Origin of the sequence: Streptomyces sp. NBC_00258 (assembly GCF_036182465.1) — a bacterium.
Classification (GTDB): Bacteria; Actinomycetota; Actinomycetes; order Streptomycetales; family Streptomycetaceae; genus Streptomyces.
In genome coordinates, this window is record NZ_CP108081.1 from 9,776,174 (window position 1) to 9,793,853 (window position 17,680).

Here is a 17,680-nt window from a genome sequence, read left to right on the forward strand (position 1 = left end):
CGCAACCGTCCTTGTGATGATCGGATACAGTCCCGGGCGTGTCCCCAACCCAGATCCCGTCCGCCAACTCCGCGCCGGACTCCCACTGTTCGAGCTGCGGCGCGCCCTACGGAGAGGGCGTTTCCGGCTGGCCCCGCACCTGCTCCTCCTGCCGCACCGTGGCCTACCGCAACCCGCTTCCGGTCGCCGTGGCCCTGCAGCCCGTGTACGACACCAAGGGTGCGGCCCTGGTCGCCATCACCCGGACCATCGCTCCCGCGCGCGGGGGTATCGCCCTGCCCGGAGGGTTCATCGACCAACGGGAGGACTGGCGGCAGGCCGTCGTCCGTGAACTCAAGGAGGAGACGGGCATCGCCGCGGCCGGCCGTGACGTACGGCTCGTCGACGCGCTGAGCTCCCCCGACGGCCACCTGCTGCTCTTCGGCGCCCTCCCGGAGCGTCCGGTGGCCGACCTGCCGCCGTCCGTCGCGACCGACGAGACCGAGGGCTGGCAACTGCTGCGCAGGGCGACCGAACTGGCCTTCCCGCTGCACACCCTGGCGGCGAAGGCGTGGTTCGAGGGCCGGTACGTCTGAGAGCTCTTCACGTGCCCCGGCGGGGCCACACCCGACTCGGGCGTGGCCCCGCCGGGGACTGTGAGACCCCTTCAGAGGCGTGTCACGACGCTCCCAGCCCCCGCACCCGAACGGGCAGTGACGGCTCACTGCGGCCGTCCTCCCCATACCGCTCGACGATGACCCGCTTCCCCTTCCTGCGCGTCACATAGCGCTCGATCTCCGGCTCCTCCCAGCCGTCGCCCGAGTCCGCCACCACCAGCCCGCCCCCGGTCCGTCCGCGGGCGGGCGCCCACACCTCCAGCTCCAGGCCGCCGTCCTCGCCACGCACCGGCAGGACCGCCCCCGCACGCGCCAGGACCGGAATCCGCGACAAGGGAGCGTCGATCAGCACTTGCGCGGGCCCTTCGTACGCCTCCTCGGTCACCGTGTCGTACCAGCGCCCCCGCGGCAGCTGCACCGCACGCCGATCGGCGCCCGGGTCCAGCACCGGGGCCACCAGAAGACAGTCACCGAGCAGGAAGGCGTCCTCACAGTCCCGCAGCGCCCTGTCCTCCGGCGCGCCCCACCACACCGGCCGCACATAGGGCGCACCCGTACGGCGTGCCAGATGCGCCAGCGTCATGAAGTACGGCAGCAGCCGCCGCCGTTCGACGAGCGCCACGCGCGCGTGCCCGAGAACGTCGTCGCCGAACTCCCAGGGTTCCCGGCGCCCCGCCCGCAGACTCGAGTGCGTACGGAACAGGGGCAGGTACGCCCCCAGCTGGAACCACCGCAGATACAGCTCGGGGGAGGGGCTCCCGTCGAAGCCGCCCACATCGGGACCCGAATACGGCACGCCGCACAGCCCGAGGCCCATCACCAGCGACAGGGACGCCCGCAGACCGGGCCATCCCGTGGCCACGTCCCCGGACCAGGTACCTCCGTAGCGCTGCATTCCGGCCCACCCAGAGCGGGAGAACAGGAACGGCCGCTCCTGGGGCGTCAGTTCGCGAAGGCCTTCGTAGCCCGCCCTCGCCATACCGAGCGCGTACACGTTGTGCGCCTCACGATGGTCACCGCCGCGGCCCTCCAGGTCGTGCCGTGCCGAACGGGGCAGCGTCGACTCCCCGAAGGCGGCGAACGACACCGGCTCGTTCATGTCGTGCCAGAAACCGGCGAAGCCCTGAGAAAGCCGCTCCTCGTAGAGCCCGCCCCACCACCGTCGCGTACGCGCGCGCGTGAAGTCCGGATAGACCACCTCACCCGGCCAGACCACACCACGCACCGGCTGCCCGGCGGCGTCCCGCACGAAGGCCTCCTCGGCGGTCCCACTGTCGTACACGGCGTTACCGGGCTCGGCCTTCACCGCCGGATCCACGATCGACACCATCCGGATCCCGTCCCGGCGCAGTTCCTCGGCGAGCACCGGCAGCTTCGGGAAACGGTCCCGGTCGACGGTGAACACCTGATGCGCGTCGAAGTGGTCGATGTCGAGGTGCACGGCCTCCAGCGGCAGTCCGCGCTCGTGATAGCCGCCGACGATCCGCCGCACCTCCTCCTCGCTCCCGAAGCCCCACCGCGCGTGATGGTGCCCCAGGGCCCAGGCAGGCGGCAGCGCGGCGGCTCCGGTCAGCGACGCCCAGGCGTGCAGCACGCGCGCGGGGTTCCCCACCATCACCCAGCAGCGCAGGGGCCCGCCGTCCATCCGGAGTTCGCTCGTCCCGGCCCGGTCGTGCCCGGACCCGGCCCCCTCCTCGCCCTCGCGCAGCGTCATACCGCCGTCCCACGTGCTGTCGTGGAACACCAGGTGAGTGGCCGCGTCGGCCACCACCATCTGCACCGGCATGGTGATGTACAGCGGATCGTCGCCGGGCCCGAAGGCGTGCCCCGGATCGGTGTTCCACAGCCGATAGGTTCCGTCGCGCAGCCGGGGCCCCGACGCGCGCCCGCCCAGGCCGAAGAACCGCGCGTCCGCGGCCACTTCGGACCGCTGCATCCAGCGCGCCTCCCCACCGCCCACCGGCTCCCACCACCGCGGCGGCAGATCCCGCCGAAGGGTCACCCCGCCCGGCGTACGCACCTCCACGGCGCCGTGCCGCGAGACGACGACCGTCATTCGCTCCGCCACGACCCGCCACGCGCCGTCCTTGTCCGGCTCCAGCACGGTGCGGGGGTCCGGTTCGGGAGAGGGTCCCGCGAGCGCGTACGACGGCTCGGGCCCGGCTCCGTCCCAGCCCCAGAAGACGGCTCCGCCGGCCGTGACGGTGATCCGCAGCTCCGACCGGGTGAACCGGACGACCCCGCCACCGGGACCCGGCTCCACACTCAGTACGGGCCCGGGAACCCGCGCCCGCTCGGCGCCCCGCGGTGGCAGCCCCGAGGCGTCGGCACGCCTCCTGCGCCACGCGGCCCGCACGGTACGCAGCCCCTGGGCCGCCCCCGCCGAACCGACCGCCTTCATCGAACGCACCAGGTCACGACCGTCCATGCTGCTCAGCCTGCCACTCGAAACGGCCGATGAGTGAGTCGTTCAACTTCCGTTCACCCGTGGCAGGACCACATCTTCACGAGCCGGACTATGTGGGGCTCGCCCTGGTGCGGAAGTCGATCACATGGCATCGTCCGTGGGAGCCGCGTGACGCGCACACCCCAGCCCGTGCGCGGTACACGCACACGACGCGCACAGTCCGGGAGCCGCCCCATGACCTCAGCGAACCCCTCGCCGCTCTGGCAACCCGACCCGGGTCGCATCGCCCAGGCACAGATCACCCGATTCCAGACCTGGGCGGCCGAGCGCCATGGAGCCCCCGCCGAGGGTGGTTACGCCGCTCTGCACCGCTGGTCCGTGGACGAACTGGACACGTTCTGGAAAGCCGTCACCGAGTGGTTCGACGTACGGTTTTCGACCCCCTACGCGCGCGTGCTGGGCGACCGCTCGATGCCGGGCGCACAGTGGTTCCCCGGAGCCACCCTCAACTACGCCGAGCACGCCCTGCGAGCGGCCGACACCCGAGCGGACGAACCGGCCCTCCTCCATGTCGACGAGACCCACGAACCGACCCCGGTCAGCTGGTCCGAACTGCGCCGCCAGGTCGGCTCCCTGGCCGCCGAACTCCGTGCCCTCGGCGTACGCCCGGGTGACCGCGTCAGCGGCTACCTCCCGAACGTGCCCCAGGCAGTGGTCGCCCTCCTCGCCACCGCGGCCGTCGGCGGCGTCTGGACGTCCTGCGCCCCCGACTTCGGCGCCCGCAGCGTCCTCGACCGCTTCCAGCAGGTCGAACCCGTCGTGCTGTTCACCGTCGACGGCTACCGCTACGGCGGCAAGGAGCACGACCGCCGCGACACCGTCGCCGAACTGCGCCGCGAACTGCCCACCCTGCGCGCCGTCGTCCACATCCCGCTGCTCGGCACCGAACCCCCCGAGGGTGCCCTGGAATGGTCGGCCCTCACCTCGGCGGACGTGACGCCCGTCTACGAAGAGCTCCCTTTCGACCATCCCCTGTGGGTGCTCTACTCCTCCGGCACGACCGGCCTCCCCAAGGCCATCGTCCAGTCCCAGGGCGGCATCCTCGTCGAGCACCTCAAGCAGCTCGGCCTCCACTGCGACCTGGGGCCCGAGGACCGCTTCTTCTGGTACACGTCCACCGGCTGGATGATGTGGAACTTCCTCGTCTCCGGCCTCCTGACGGGCACCACGATCGTCCTGTACGACGGCAGCCCGGGCTACCCGGACACAGCCGCCCAGTGGCGCATCGCCGAACGCACCGGCGCCACCCTCTTCGGTACGTCGGCGGCATACGTCATGGCCTGCCGCAAGGCGGGCGTCCACCCCTCCCGCGACTTCGACCTCTCCCGCGTCCAGTGCGTCGCCACCACCGGCTCGCCCCTGCCGCCCGACGGATTCCGCTGGCTGCACGACGAAGTACGCGACGACATGTGGATCGCCTCCGTCAGCGGCGGCACCGACGTCTGCTCCTGCTTCGCGGGAGCGGTACCCACCCTTCCCGTCCACGTCGGCGAACTCCAGGCACCCGGCCTCGGCACCGACCTCCAGTCCTGGGACCCGAGCGGCGAAGCCCTCATCGACGAGGTCGGCGAGCTCGTCGTCACCAACCCCATGCCGTCGATGCCCATCCGCTTCTGGAACGACCCCGACGGCAGCCGCTACCACGACAGCTACTTCGACACGTACCCCGGAGTGTGGCGCCACGGCGACTGGATCACCGTCACCTCACGCGGCTCCGTCGTCATCCACGGCCGCTCGGACTCCACCCTCAACCGCCAGGGCGTCCGCATGGGTTCGGCCGACATCTACGAAGCCGTAGAGCGGCTCCCCGAGATCCGCGAATCCCTCGTCATCGGCATCGAACAGCCGGACGGCGACTACTGGATGCCCCTCTTCGTCCACCTCGCTCCAGGCGCCGCACTCGACGACGCCCTCCTCGGCCGCATCAAGCAGACCATCCGCGAACAACTCTCCCCGCGTCACATCCCCGACGAGGTCATCGAGGTACCCGGCGTCCCGCACACCCTCACCGGCAAGCGCATCGAGGTCCCGGTCAAACGCCTCCTCCAGGGAACCCCCTTGGAGAAGGCGGTCAACCCCGGCTCCATCGACAACCTCGACCTGCTCCGCTTCTACGAGGAGCTGGCCCGCAAGCGCGCCTGACCAACCCCGCGTTCCAGTGTCCCCTCGGGCGTACTCCCCACGTCCGAGGGGCGTTGTCAGTGCCGCCGGTTACTGTGAGTGAGCATTGATCGACTGCACGCAGGGGGAAAAATGGCACACACCCAGCACCAGACCATGCGACGCGTCCTGCGCCGCGAAATCGCCGGAACCATCGGACTGTTGACCGACGAGCAGGACTTCACCGCGATGCGGCGGCGCTACCGCACCTTCACCTTCGACAACCACGCGAGCTATCTCCAGCAGGTGGAAGCCCTGCTCCGGACCCTCGCCTCCCAGGGCGGCCACACCACGGTGGCACTCTTCGACCCCGAGGAGTACGCGGAATTCTGCGCCGAGCACGGCCTGGAACCCGACACACCGTCCAGCCGCACCCGCTTCACCGCGGAACTCGCCGCGACAGGCGCGACCGTCCCGTACGAGGGCCAGCCCCTCGACCACCTCGTCCCGAACCTCATCGACGAAGCCGTCCGACAGGCCACTTGGGAGTACGCGACTACGCTCCTGTCCCGCATCGGCACCTGCGCGTCCTGCGGCGAGGACATCGGCCGAATCGCCTTCGTGCGCGCGTCCGACCTGCTCGTCCGCATCCTTGACGCCTCGGGCCCGGGCCGGCGCCACCTCGTGTGCAGCGTCTCCACGGAGCCCGAAACACTCGTCGCGGTCCTCCGGGCCGACGACGACCAGCACGGAACACCCCACCTGGACGAGGCCGAGGCACTCGAATTCACCACCGTCCTCGCACTGGGCATCGCCACCCAGAGCCCCGGTGGCCTGGTCATGCGCGCCGACACCTCCGATGCGACCGACCGTGTCTACGGCTGGCGCCTGCGCGGCGAAGGCCTGGAGCCACTCACCGCCGGCGAGGTCTTCGACGCCTACTGCACCGATGTCGAATCCGGCGACCTCGTCTCCCCGGAGTCGGGTGTCGACTACTGCGCACCACCGGACCTGGGGGACGACGGGCCCACGACACGGCACACGCACTGAACACGCGAGGGGCGCCCCACCCTCAGGTGGAGCGCCCCTCGACCACAGCCGATCAGCGACAACGGCGCGCGGCACCGACGACTACTCGCCGGACAGCACCGCCTGGGCCGCCGTGCGCGCTTCCTCGGCACTGTCACAGGCACGCGCGGCCGCCGCGGCGCGCTCGCACTGTGCCAGCGTGTACTTGGCCAGCGTCGCGCGGACATAAGGAATCGACGCGGCACCCATGGAGAGAGAGGTGACACCGAGACCGGTCAGCACACACGCGAGCAGCGGGTCCGAAGCGGCCTCGCCGCAGACACCACAGCTCTTGCCCTCGGCCTTGGCCGCCTCGGCGGACAGCGCGACCAGGTCGAGCAGCGCGGGCTGCCACGGATCCTGCAGCCGGGACACGGCACCCACCTGGCGGTCGGCGGCGAACGTGTACTGCGCGAGGTCGTTGGTCCCCAGCGACAGGAACTCGACCTCCTGCAGGATCGACCGCGCCCGCAGAGCGGCCGACGGAATCTCGACCATGGCACCGAACTTCGCCTGCAGGCCCGCCTCACGGCACGCGTCGGCGAACGCCTTGGCGTCGGCACGGTCCGCGACCATCGGCGCCATCACCTCGAGGTAGACCGGCAGCCCCTCGGAAGCCTTCGCGAGCGCCGTCAGCTGCGTCCGCAGCACGTCGGGGTGGTCGAGCAGCGAGCGCAGCCCGCGCACGCCGAGCGCCGGGTTCGGCTCGTCCGCCGGCGTCAGGAAGTCGAGCGGCTTGTCGGCGCCCGCATCGAGCACCCGCACCACGACCCGCCCCTCGGGGAAGGCCTCGAGCACCTGGCGATACGCCTCGACCTGCTTCTCCTCGGACGGCGCGTTCTTGCTGTCGTCAAGGAAGAGGAACTCGGTACGGAACAGACCCACGCCCTCGGCACCGGCCTCGACCGCCGCAGGAACGTCCGCGGGACCACCGATGTTGGCCAGCAGCGGCACCTTGTGCCCGTCCGACGTGGCACCAGGCCCGGTCGTGGCGGACAGCGCGGCCCTGCGCGCAGCGGCCGCGGCCTCCATCTCGGCCTTCTTCTCCGCACTCGGATTCACGAAGATCTCACCGGTACTGCCGTCCACGGCGACCAACGTGCCCTCGGCAAGCTCACCCGCGCCCGGCAGCGCCACCACGGCGGGAACACCGAGGGCTCGAGCCAGAATCGCGCTGTGGCTGGTCGGCCCACCCTCCTCGGTGACAAAACCGAGGACCAGCGTGGGGTCCAGCAGAGCGGTGTCGGCGGGCGCGAGGTCACGAGCGATCAGGACGTACGGCTCATCACTGTCCGGCACGCCCGGCATCGGCACACCGAGGAGCCGGGCGACGATACGGTTCCGCACGTCGTCGAGGTCCGCCACACGTCCGGCGAGGTACTCACCGGCATTCGCCAGCAGCGCGCGATACGCGGCGAACGCGTCGTACACCCCGCGCTCCGCCGTGCTTCCGACCGCGATCCGCCGCTCGACATCGGACATGAGCTCCGGGTCCTGGGCCATCATGGCCTGGGCCTCGAGAACGGCCTGGGCTTCGCCGCCCGCCAGATTGCCGCGGGCCATCAGGTCGGCCGCAACGGCTTCGACGGCCTTGCGGGCGCGCCCCTGTTCGCGCTCCGCGTCCTCCGTCGGTATCTGCTTGGCAGGCGGCTCGAGCACCGCCGTTCCCATGTGCCGAACCTCGCCGATCGCCACACCGTGGCTCACGCCGACGCCTCGCAGCGTTGTCTCCATGTCACCCGTCTCCGATAGAGCGGCGGGTCCCGCCGCCGCGATGGTTGTCGTGCCTGCTGTACATGACGGCAGGGAAGTCAGTGCCAGCTGAAGAGAGCGTCGCCAGCCTTCACGTCTCCGTCAACGCTGACGTCGGAGAGGGACTCAGCTGTGGCCTCGAGCGCCACGATGGGGCAGATGGGGGACTTGCCGGCGGCCTCGACGGCAGCCGGGTCCCAGCGCACCACGGACTGGCCGCGCTGCACGGTGTCGCCCTTGTTGACGAGCAGCTCGAAGCCCTCGCCGTTGAGCTGAACGGTGTCGATACCGAGGTGCGTCAGTACTCCGTGCCCCTCTTCGTCGACCACGACGAAGGCGTGCGGGTGGAGCGAGACAACAACGCCGTCGATGGGGGCGACGGCCGCCGAGGCCTCCCGGACGGGGTCGATCGCGGTGCCGGGGCCCACCATGGCTCCGGAGAAGACCGGATCAGGTACAGCTGTGAGTCCGATGGTGCGTCCTGCAAGAGGGGACGTCACGGTGGTCATGGGAAGCCTCCCAGGGGCGGAGATTCAGATGGGCCGTCGCTGCCTGTCCTGGACGGCGCACTGCTCAGCAGCGTAAGTCATATGAAGTGCCGGTTCCGCACGAGAGGACCCGGTTGGCGACCGTAGAGCACAGCACAAACGATTTGCACGCGCTCCGCAGCCGCATGTAGAGTCGTACACCTGCTTGAGGCCGAGCGACGCGACCAAGCGTCCTTGCCTGGCAGCATCCAACTTGTCGGATCCTATCTCGGGGTCCGGTTCTGCATGTCCGCAGAACCGTGGTCAGAGAGACGGAAAATCACTGATAGAGTTTGGAAACACCGAAGGGAAGCCCGGAGGAAAGCCCGAGAGGGTGAGTACGAAGGAAGCGTCCGTTCCTTGAGAACTCAACAGCGTGCCAAAAATCAACGCCAGATATGTTGATACCCCGTCTCCGGCCATCACGGCCGGGACGAGGTTCCTTTGAAAAAGTCCTGCCGGGCATTGTTCCGGTAGGCGCACAGCGAGGACGCTGTGAACAGTCGGGCTTATTCCGCCCGGTTGTTCCGCTCTCGTGGTGTCATCCCGATTACGGGAATACATTCACGGAGAGTTTGATCCTGGCTCAGGACGAACGCTGGCGGCGTGCTTAACACATGCAAGTCGAACGATGAAGCCCTTCGGGGTGGATTAGTGGCGAACGGGTGAGTAACACGTGGGCAATCTGCCCTTCACTCTGGGACAAGCCCTGGAAACGGGGTCTAATACCGGATAACACTTCCACTCGCATGGGTGGGGGTTGAAAGCTCCGGCGGTGAAGGATGAGCCCGCGGCCTATCAGCTTGTTGGTGAGGTAGAAGCTCACCAAGGCGACGACGGGTAGCCGGCCTGAGAGGGCGACCGGCCACACTGGGACTGAGACACGGCCCAGACTCCTACGGGAGGCAGCAGTGGGGAATATTGCACAATGGGCGAAAGCCTGATGCAGCGACGCCGCGTGAGGGATGACGGCCTTCGGGTTGTAAACCTCTTTCAGCAGGGAAGAAGCGAAAGTGACGGTACCTGCAGAAGAAGCGCCGGCTAACTACGTGCCAGCAGCCGCGGTAATACGTAGGGCGCAAGCGTTGTCCGGAATTATTGGGCGTAAAGAGCTCGTAGGCGGTCTGTCACGTCGGATGTGAAAGCCCGGGGCTTAACCCCGGGTCTGCATTCGATACGGGCAGACTAGAGTGTGGTAGGGGAGATCGGAATTCCTGGTGTAGCGGTGAAATGCGCAGATATCAGGAGGAACACCGGTGGCGAAGGCGGATCTCTGGGCCATTACTGACGCTGAGGAGCGAAAGCGTGGGGAGCGAACAGGATTAGATACCCTGGTAGTCCACGCCGTAAACGGTGGGAACTAGGTGTTGGCGACATTCCACGTCGTCGGTGCCGCAGCTAACGCATTAAGTTCCCCGCCTGGGGAGTACGGCCGCAAGGCTAAAACTCAAAGGAATTGACGGGGGCCCGCACAAGCAGCGGAGCATGTGGCTTAATTCGACGCAACGCGAAGAACCTTACCAAGGCTTGACATCGCCCGGAAAGCATCAGAGATGGTGCCCCCCTTGTGGTCGGGTGACAGGTGGTGCATGGCTGTCGTCAGCTCGTGTCGTGAGATGTTGGGTTAAGTCCCGCAACGAGCGCAACCCTTGTTCTGTGTTGCCAGCACGTCCCTTCGGGGATGGTGGGGACTCACAGGAGACTGCCGGGGTCAACTCGGAGGAAGGTGGGGACGACGTCAAGTCATCATGCCCCTTATGTCTTGGGCTGCACACGTGCTACAATGGCAGGTACAATGAGCTGCGATGTCGCAAGGCGGAGCGAATCTCAAAAAGCCTGTCTCAGTTCGGATTGGGGTCTGCAACTCGACCCCATGAAGTCGGAGTTGCTAGTAATCGCAGATCAGCATTGCTGCGGTGAATACGTTCCCGGGCCTTGTACACACCGCCCGTCACGTCACGAAAGTCGGTAACACCCGAAGCCGGTGGCCCAACCCCCTTGTGGGGAGGGAGCTGTCGAAGGTGGGACTGGCGATTGGGACGAAGTCGTAACAAGGTAGCCGTACCGGAAGGTGCGGCTGGATCACCTCCTTTCTAAGGAGCACTTCTTGGCTGTCGGCTTGCCGATGGTCCAGAGGCCAGTACATCGGCGTACGTCCGGTGCTGGTTGCTCAAGGGTGGAACGTTGATTATTCGGCACTCTCAGTCATCTCGGGCTGCAAGTACTGTCCTTCGGGGCGTGGAAAGCTGATCACGAGTGGCGAGGGTGCCGGGCACGCTGTTGGGTGTCTGAGGGTATGGCCGCAAGGTCTGTCTTCAGTGCCGGCCCCAGTGAACTCGCCCGTCAGGGTGGGGTGGTGGGTGGTTGGTCGTTGTTTGAGAACTGCACAGTGGACGCGAGCATCTGTGGCCAAGTTTTTAAGGGCGCACGGTGGATGCCTTGGTACCAGGAACCGATGAAGGACGTGGGAGGCCACGATAGTCCCCGGGGAGCCGTCAACCAGGCTTTGATCCGGGGGTTTCCGAATGGGGAAACCCGGCAGTCGTCATGGGCTGTCACCCACATCTGAACACATAGGGTGTGTGGAGGGAACGCGGGGAAGTGAAACATCTCAGTACCCGCAGGAAGAGAAAACAACCGTGATTCCGGGAGTAGTGGCGAGCGAAACCGGATGAGGCCAAACCGTATACGTGTGAGACCCGGCAGGGGTTGCGTGTACGGGGTTGTGGGATCTCTCTTTCACAGTCTGCCGGCTGTGAGACGAGTCAGAAACCGTTGGTGTAGGCGAAGGACATGCGAAAGGTCCGGCGTAGAGGGTAAGACCCCCGTAGTCGAAACATCAACGGCTCGTTTGAGAGACACCCAAGTAGCACGGGGCCCGAGAAATCCCGTGTGAATCTGGCGGGACCACCCGCTAAGCCTAAATATTCCCTGGTGACCGATAGCGGATAGTACCGTGAGGGAATGGTGAAAAGTACCGCGGGAGCGGAGTGAAATAGTACCTGAAACCGTGTGCCTACAAGCCGTGGGAGCGTCGCTGTATGTGCTTGCACATACAGTCGTGACTGCGTGCCTTTTGAAGAATGAGCCTGCGAGTTTGCGGTGTGTTGCGAGGTTAACCCGTGTGGGGAAGCCGTAGCGAAAGCGAGTCCGAACAGGGCGATTCAGTAGCGCGCTCAAGACCCGAAGCGGAGTGATCTAGCCATGGGCAGGTTGAAGCGGCTGTAAGAGGTCGTGGAGGACCGAACCCACCAGGGTTGAAAACCTGGGGGATGACCTGTGGTTAGGGGTGAAAGGCCAATCAAACTCCGTGATAGCTGGTTCTCCCCGAAATGCATTTAGGTGCAGCGTCGTGTGTTTCTTGCCGGAGGTAGAGCACTGGATAGGCGATGGGCCCTACCGGGTTACTGACCTTAGCCAAACTCCGAATGCCGGTAAGTGAGAGCACGGCAGTGAGACTGTGGGGGATAAGCTCCATGGTCGAGAGGGAAACAGCCCAGAGCATCGACTAAGGCCCCTAAGCGTACGCTAAGTGGGAAAGGATGTGGAGTCGCAGAGACAACCAGGAGGTTGGCTTAGAAGCAGCCACCCTTGAAAGAGTGCGTAATAGCTCACTGGTCTAGTGATTCCGCGCCGACAATGTAGCGGGGCTCAAGCGTACCGCCGAAGTCGTGTCATTTCAGCATATAGGGCCAACGCCCGCTGGGATGGGTAGGGGAGCGTCGTGTGCCGGGTGAAGCCGCAGCGGAAGCTAGTGGTGGACGGTTCACGAGTGAGAATGCAGGCATGAGTAGCGATACACACGTGAGAAACGTGTGCGCCGATTGACTAAGGGTTCCTGGGTCAAGCTGATCTGCCCAGGGTAAGTCGGGACCTAAGGCGAGGCCGACAGGCGTAGTCGATGGATAACCGGTTGATATTCCGGTACCCGCTGTGAAGCGTCAAACAGTGAACCAGGCGATGCTAAGTCCGTGAAGCCGCCCTGGAGCCTTCGGGCAAAGGGGAGTGGTGGAGCCGACGGACCAGACCTGTAGTAGGTGAGTGATGGGGTGACGCAGGAAGGTAGTCCAGCCCGGGCGGTGGTTGTCCCGGGGTAAGGGTGTAGCCCGGTGTGTAGGTAAATCCGCACACCAACAGGGTGAGACCTGATGCCGAGCCGATTGTGGTGAAGTGGATGATCCTATGCTGTCGAGAAAAGCCTCTAGCGAGTTTCATGGCGGCCCGTACCCTAAACCGACTCAGGTGGTCAGGTAGAGAATACCGAGGCGTTCGGGTGAACTATGGTTAAGGAACTCGGCAAAATGCCCCCGTAACTTCGGGAGAAGGGGGCCATCACTGGTGATCCGTTTTACACGGTGAGCTGGGGGTGGCCGCAGAGACCAGCGAGAAGCGACTGTTTACTAAAAACACAGGTCCGTGCGAAGCCGTAAGGCGATGTATACGGACTGACGCCTGCCCGGTGCTGGAACGTTAAGGGGACCGGTTAGTGCACTTTCGGGTGTGCGAAGCTGAGAACTTAAGCGCCAGTAAACGGCGGTGGTAACTATAACCATCCTAAGGTAGCGAAATTCCTTGTCGGGTAAGTTCCGACCTGCACGAATGGCGTAACGACTTCTCGACTGTCTCAACCATAGGCCCGGTGAAATTGCACTACGAGTAAAGATGCTCGTTTCGCGCAGCAGGACGGAAAGACCCCGGGACCTTTACTACAGTTTGATATTGGTGTTCGGTTCGGCTTGTGTAGGATAGCTGGGAGACTGTGAAGTCATGGCGCCAGCCATGGTGGAGTCGTCGTTGAAATACCAGTCTGGTCGTGCTGGATGTCTAACCTGGGTCCGTGATCCGGATCAGGGACAGTGTCTGATGGGTAGTTTAACTGGGGCGGTTGCCTCCTAAAGAGTAACGGAGGCGCCCAAAGGTTCCCTCAGCCTGGTTGGCAATCAGGTGTTGAGTGTAAGTGCACAAGGGAGCTTGACTGTGAGACCGACGGGTCGAGCAGGGACGAAAGTCGGGACTAGTGATCCGGCGGTGGCTTGTGGAAGCGCCGTCGCTCAACGGATAAAAGGTACCCCGGGGATAACAGGCTGATCTTCCCCAAGAGTCCATATCGACGGGATGGTTTGGCACCTCGATGTCGGCTCGTCGCATCCTGGGGCTGGAGTCGGTCCCAAGGGTTGGGCTGTTCGCCCATTAAAGCGGTACGCGAGCTGGGTTTAGAACGTCGTGAGACAGTTCGGTCCCTATCCGCTGTGCGCGTAGGAATATTGAGAAGGGCTGTCCCTAGTACGAGAGGACCGGGACGGACGAACCTCTGGTGTGCCAGTTGTCCTGCCAAGGGCATGGCTGGTTGGCTACGTTCGGGAGGGATAACCGCTGAAAGCATCTAAGCGGGAAGCCTGCTTCGAGATGAGTATTCCCACCAACTAGATTGGTTAAGGCTCCCAGTAGACGACTGGGTTGATAGGCCGGATGTGGAAGCCTCGTAAGGGGTGAAGCTGACCGGTACTAATAGGCCGAGGGCTTGTCCTCAGTTGCTCGCGTCCACTGTGTTAGTTCTGAAACCACGAACAACCGTTGTAGCCATGGTCACGGCTCCGGTTTGTCTGTTTCATAGTGTTTCGGTGGTCATAGCGTGAGGGAAACGCCCGGTAACATTCCGAACCCGGAAGCTAAGCCTTACAGCGCCGATGGTACTGCAGGGGGGACCCTGTGGGAGAGTAGGACACCGCCGAACTCCTTTTAGAGCTCCGGTTCTTGGACTTTCAGTCCAAGAACCGGAGCTTTTTTGTTTTCCGGACGCCGGCCGAACCCCCTCCGCGCTGCGGGCAGATGCCTGAGGGTAAGGTCAGGGGGCATCGTTGGCACGTTCCCACAGGAGGCCCCCGGGTGGAGGTCCAGGAGACCCGCGTCCAGACAGACCGGGTCCTCACCATCCCGAACATCCTCAGCATGGCGCGCCTCGCAGGTGTGCCGCTGTTCCTGTGGCTGATCCTCAGGCCGGAGTTCGGAGGTCCCCAGAGTGACGGCTGGGCACTCCTGGTGCTCATGCTCAGCGGCATCAGCGACTATTTGGACGGCAAGCTGGCCCGGCGCTGGAACCAGATCAGCCCCCTCGGCCGGCTGCTCGACCCCGCGGCCGACCGGCTCTACATTCTGTCGACTTTGGTCGGGCTCACCTGGCGCGAGATTCTGCCGCTCTGGCTGACAAGTGTCCTGCTGGCGCGTGAGCTGCTTCTCCTGGTGATGGTGGGCATCCTCAGACGGCACGGCTATCCCCCTCCGCAGGTGAACTTCCTTGGGAAGGCTGCTACGTTCAACCTGATGTACGCCTTCCCGTTGCTGCTGCTCAGTGACGGAAGTGGATGGCTCGCGTCACTCGCTGCTATTTTCGGATGGGCGTTCGCGGGATGGGGTACAACGCTCTACTGGTGGGCAGGGATCCTCTACGTGGTTCAGGTCCGCCGCCTTGTCCGCGCGGACACCATGGCCGATTGAGCTCGCCGAATGGGCGGCCGTTAGTGGCCTCTGATGGCCCGCAAGCAGAATGTGCGGGACAATCTGACGGGTGAAGTCGGCTAGACCGTCGTCTCTTCAAGGAGGACGCTTCCGACATGAAGGCCGTCGTGATGGCCGGAGGTGAAGGCACACGCCTTCGCCCCATGACCTCAAGCATGCCCAAGCCGCTCCTGCCCGTGGCCAATCGCCCGATCATGGAGCATGTGCTACGGCTGCTCAAGCGGCATGGGCTCAACGAGACCGTCGTTACTGTCCAGTTCCTGGCCTCTCTCGTCAAGAACTACTTCGGTGACGGTGAAGAGCTCGGTATGGAGCTCACCTATGCCAATGAGGAGAAGCCACTCGGTACTGCCGGCAGTGTCAAGAACGCCGAGGAAGCGCTGAAGGACGACACCTTCCTCGTGATCTCCGGTGATGCTCTGACCGACTTCGATCTCACTGATCTGATCAATTTCCACAAGGAAAAGGGTGCGCTGGTCACGGTCTGCCTGACCCGCGTCCCGAATCCGCTTGAATTCGGTATCACCATCGTGGACGAGGAAGGCAAGGTCGAGCGCTTCCTCGAGAAGCCCACCTGGGGCCAGGTCTTCTCGGACACGGTGAACACCGGTATCTACGTCATGGAGCCAGAGGTATTCGACTATGTCGAGGCCGATGTCTCCGTCGACTGGTCCGGCGATGTCTTCCCTCAGCTGATGAAGGAGGGCAAGCCGATCTACGGCTACATCGCCGAGGGGTACTGGGAGGACGTCGGCACGCACGAGAGCTATGTGAAGGCGCAGGCCGATGTCCTGGAGGGCAAGGTCGACGTCGAGCTCGACGGCTTCGAGATCTCGCCCGGGGTGTGGGTCGCGGAAGGCGCCGAAGTACATCCCGATGCCGTGCTGCGAGGACCGCTCTACATCGGGGACTACGCCAAGGTCGAAGCCGACGTCGAAATCCGCGAGCACACCGTGGTGGGCTCCAACGTCGTCGTGAAGGCGGGGGCGTTTCTGCACAAGGCCGTGCTGCACGACAACGTGTACATCGGCCAGCACAGCAATCTGCGCGGTTGTGTCATCGGAAAGAACACCGACATCATGCGGGCCGCGCGCATCGAGGACGGCGCCGTCATCGGCGACGAGTGCCTGGTCGGTGAAGAATCGATCGTTCAGGGCAATGTGCGGGTCTATCCGTTCAAGACCATCGAGGCCGGCGCCTTCGTCAACACGTCGGTCATCTGGGAGTCCCGCGGCCAGGCCCATCTCTTCGGAGCCCGCGGAGTCTCCGGGATCCTGAACGTGGAGATCACGCCCGAGCTCGCCGTACGCCTGGCGGGTGCGTATGCGACGACGCTCAAGAAGGGCTCGACCGTCACGACCGCCCGTGACCATTCGCGAGGCGCTCGTGCGCTCAAGCGGGCGGTCATCTCGGCGCTGCAGACCAGCGCCATCGACGTACGGGACCTGGAGAACGTACCGCTGCCCGTTGCGCGGCAGCAGACCGCGCGGGGCAGTGCCGGCGGGATCATGATCCGGACGACGCCCGGGGTTCCCGACTCCGTCGACATCATGTTCTTCGACGGGCGTGGGGCGGATCTGTCGCAGGGGAGCCAGCGGAAGCTGGACCGGGTGTTCGCGCGGCAGGAGTACCGGCGTGCGTTCCCGGGCGAGATCGGGGACCTGCACTTCCCGGCCAGCGTCTTCGACTCGTACACCGGGTCTCTGCTGCGGAACGTGGACACCACCGGGATCGCCGAGTCCGGGCTGAAGGTGGTCGTGGACGCGTCGAACGGTAGTGCCGGGCTGGTGCTGCCCAGCCTCCTGGGCAAGCTCGGGGTCGACTCGCTGACCATCAATCCCGGTCTCGACGAGTCGCGGCCCACGGAGACCGCGGACGCCCGCAGGTCGGGGATGGTGCGGCTCGGCGAGATAGTGGCGTCCGCACGCGCCGCGTTCGGGGTGCGATTCGACCCGGTCGGCGAGCGGCTGTCGCTCGTCGACGAGAAGGGACGGATCATCGAGGACGACCGGGCGCTGCTCGTCATGCTCGACCTGGTGGCCGCCGAACGACGGAGCGGGCGGGTGGCGTTGCCCGTGACCACCACGAGGATCGCCGAGCAGGTGGCGGCGTACCACGGGACCCAGGTCGACTGGACGACGACGTCGCCGGACGATCTGACGCGTGTCGGGCGCGAGGAGTCGACGATCTTCGGGGGCGACGGGCGCGGTGGCTTCATCGTGCCGGAGTTCAGCAGTGTCTTCGACGGTACGGCTGCCTTCGTACGGCTTATCGGCCTGGTGGCGCGGACGCAGCTCACTCTCAGCCAGATCGACGCGCGGATTCCCCGGGCGCACGTCCTCAAGCGCGACCTCGCGACTCCCTGGGCGGTCAAGGGACTTGTGATGCGGCGCGTCGTCGAAGCGGCGGGTGACCGGTTCGTGGACACGACCGACGGCGTACGTGTGGTGGAGACCGACGGGCGCTGGGTGATGGTTCTTCCGGACCGGGCGGAGGCGGTCACGCATCTGTGGGCCGAAGGGCCCGACGACGCGTCGGCGCAGGCCCTGCTCGACGAGTGGTCGTCGGTGGTGGACAGCGCCGGTCGCTGAGCTGCACGCGCGCGTGCCGGACGTGCTCCAAAGGGGCACGTCCGGCACGACGGTGGGGCCATT

At 65.5% G+C, this 17,680-nt stretch carries 8 protein-coding genes and 3 rRNA genes; 8 read left to right on the plus strand and 3 right to left on the minus strand.

Annotated elements, in window-relative coordinates; all coding sequences use genetic code 11:
* Positions 1 to 38 precede the first annotated feature (38 nt).
* Positions 39 to 575: an NUDIX domain-containing protein gene (locus OG718_RS43515; RefSeq protein ID WP_328846738.1), complete on the plus strand. Its 537-nt coding sequence runs from the start codon at positions 39 to 41 to the stop codon at positions 573 to 575.
* Between the two features lie 82 nt (positions 576 to 657).
* On the opposite strand, the gene OG718_RS43520 is transcribed toward OG718_RS43515, so the two are convergent.
* A complete protein-coding gene (locus OG718_RS43520) occupies positions 658 to 3,024 on the minus strand; it encodes a glycoside hydrolase family 31 protein (protein ID WP_328846739.1) in 2,367 nt (788 codons plus the stop codon).
* A 213-nt stretch (positions 3,025 to 3,237) separates the two neighbouring features.
* Between OG718_RS43520 and OG718_RS43525 the strand changes: the two genes are divergently transcribed.
* The gene (locus OG718_RS43525; RefSeq protein ID WP_328846740.1) at positions 3,238 to 5,205 is read left to right on the plus strand and encodes an acetoacetate--CoA ligase; all 1,968 of its coding nucleotides are present in this window, start codon (positions 3,238 to 3,240) and stop codon (positions 5,203 to 5,205) included.
* Between the two features lie 111 nt (positions 5,206 to 5,316).
* On the plus strand, positions 5,317 to 6,213 hold the full coding sequence (locus OG718_RS43530) for a hypothetical protein (protein ID WP_143635177.1): 897 nt from the start codon (positions 5,317 to 5,319) through the stop codon (positions 6,211 to 6,213).
* Between the two features lie 81 nt (positions 6,214 to 6,294).
* Here OG718_RS43530 and ptsP read toward each other — a convergent pair whose 3' ends face one another.
* Positions 6,295 to 7,965 (minus strand): phosphoenolpyruvate--protein phosphotransferase, encoded by a 1,671-nt coding sequence (ptsP, locus tag OG718_RS43535; protein ID WP_143635175.1) that lies wholly within the window; start codon positions 7,963 to 7,965, stop codon positions 6,295 to 6,297.
* 77 nt (positions 7,966 to 8,042) lie between these two features.
* The gene (locus OG718_RS43540) at positions 8,043 to 8,492 is read right to left on the minus strand and encodes a PTS sugar transporter subunit IIA (protein ID WP_143635173.1); all 450 of its coding nucleotides are present in this window, start codon (positions 8,490 to 8,492) and stop codon (positions 8,043 to 8,045) included.
* A 581-nt stretch (positions 8,493 to 9,073) separates the two neighbouring features.
* Between OG718_RS43540 and OG718_RS43545 the strand changes: the two genes are divergently transcribed.
* The 5 genes from OG718_RS43545 (at position 9,074) to OG718_RS43565 (ending at position 17,617) form a co-directional block, all read left to right on the plus strand.
* A 16S ribosomal RNA gene (locus OG718_RS43545) occupies positions 9,074 to 10,603 on the plus strand.
* A 314-nt stretch (positions 10,604 to 10,917) separates the two neighbouring features.
* Positions 10,918 to 14,039, plus strand: a 23S ribosomal RNA gene (locus OG718_RS43550).
* A gap of 88 nt (positions 14,040 to 14,127) precedes the next feature.
* Positions 14,128 to 14,244: ribosomal RNA gene (rrf, locus tag OG718_RS43555) — 5S ribosomal RNA — on the plus strand.
* The 16S, 23S and 5S rRNA genes sit together here, the layout of an rRNA operon.
* A gap of 152 nt (positions 14,245 to 14,396) precedes the next feature.
* Positions 14,397 to 15,005, plus strand: a complete 609-nt coding sequence (locus tag OG718_RS43560; protein WP_143644370.1) for a CDP-alcohol phosphatidyltransferase family protein — start codon at positions 14,397 to 14,399, stop codon at positions 15,003 to 15,005.
* Between the two features lie 116 nt (positions 15,006 to 15,121).
* Positions 15,122 to 17,617 (plus strand): mannose-1-phosphate guanyltransferase, encoded by a 2,496-nt coding sequence (locus tag OG718_RS43565; protein WP_143644369.1) that lies wholly within the window; start codon positions 15,122 to 15,124, stop codon positions 17,615 to 17,617.
* Positions 17,618 to 17,680 lie beyond the last annotated feature (63 nt).

Bases quoted from the DNA above. Each gene is read 5' to 3' on its own strand.
- OG718_RS43530 (WP_143635177.1), top strand. From the start codon at position 5,317: ATGGCACACACCCAGCACCAGACCATGCGACGCGTCCTGCGCCGCGAA.
- OG718_RS43525 (WP_328846740.1), top strand. From the start codon at position 3,238: ATGACCTCAGCGAACCCCTCGCCGCTCTGGCAACCCGACCCGGGTCGC.
- OG718_RS43520 (WP_328846739.1), bottom strand. From the start codon at position 3,024: ATGGACGGTCGTGACCTGGTGCGTTCGATGAAGGCGGTCGGTTCGGCG.
- OG718_RS43540 (WP_143635173.1), bottom strand. From the start codon at position 8,492: ATGACCACCGTGACGTCCCCTCTTGCAGGACGCACCATCGGACTCACA.
- ptsP (WP_143635175.1), bottom strand. From the start codon at position 7,965: ATGGAGACAACGCTGCGAGGCGTCGGCGTGAGCCACGGTGTGGCGATC.
- OG718_RS43565 (WP_143644369.1), top strand. From the start codon at position 15,122: ATGAAGGCCGTCGTGATGGCCGGAGGTGAAGGCACACGCCTTCGCCCC.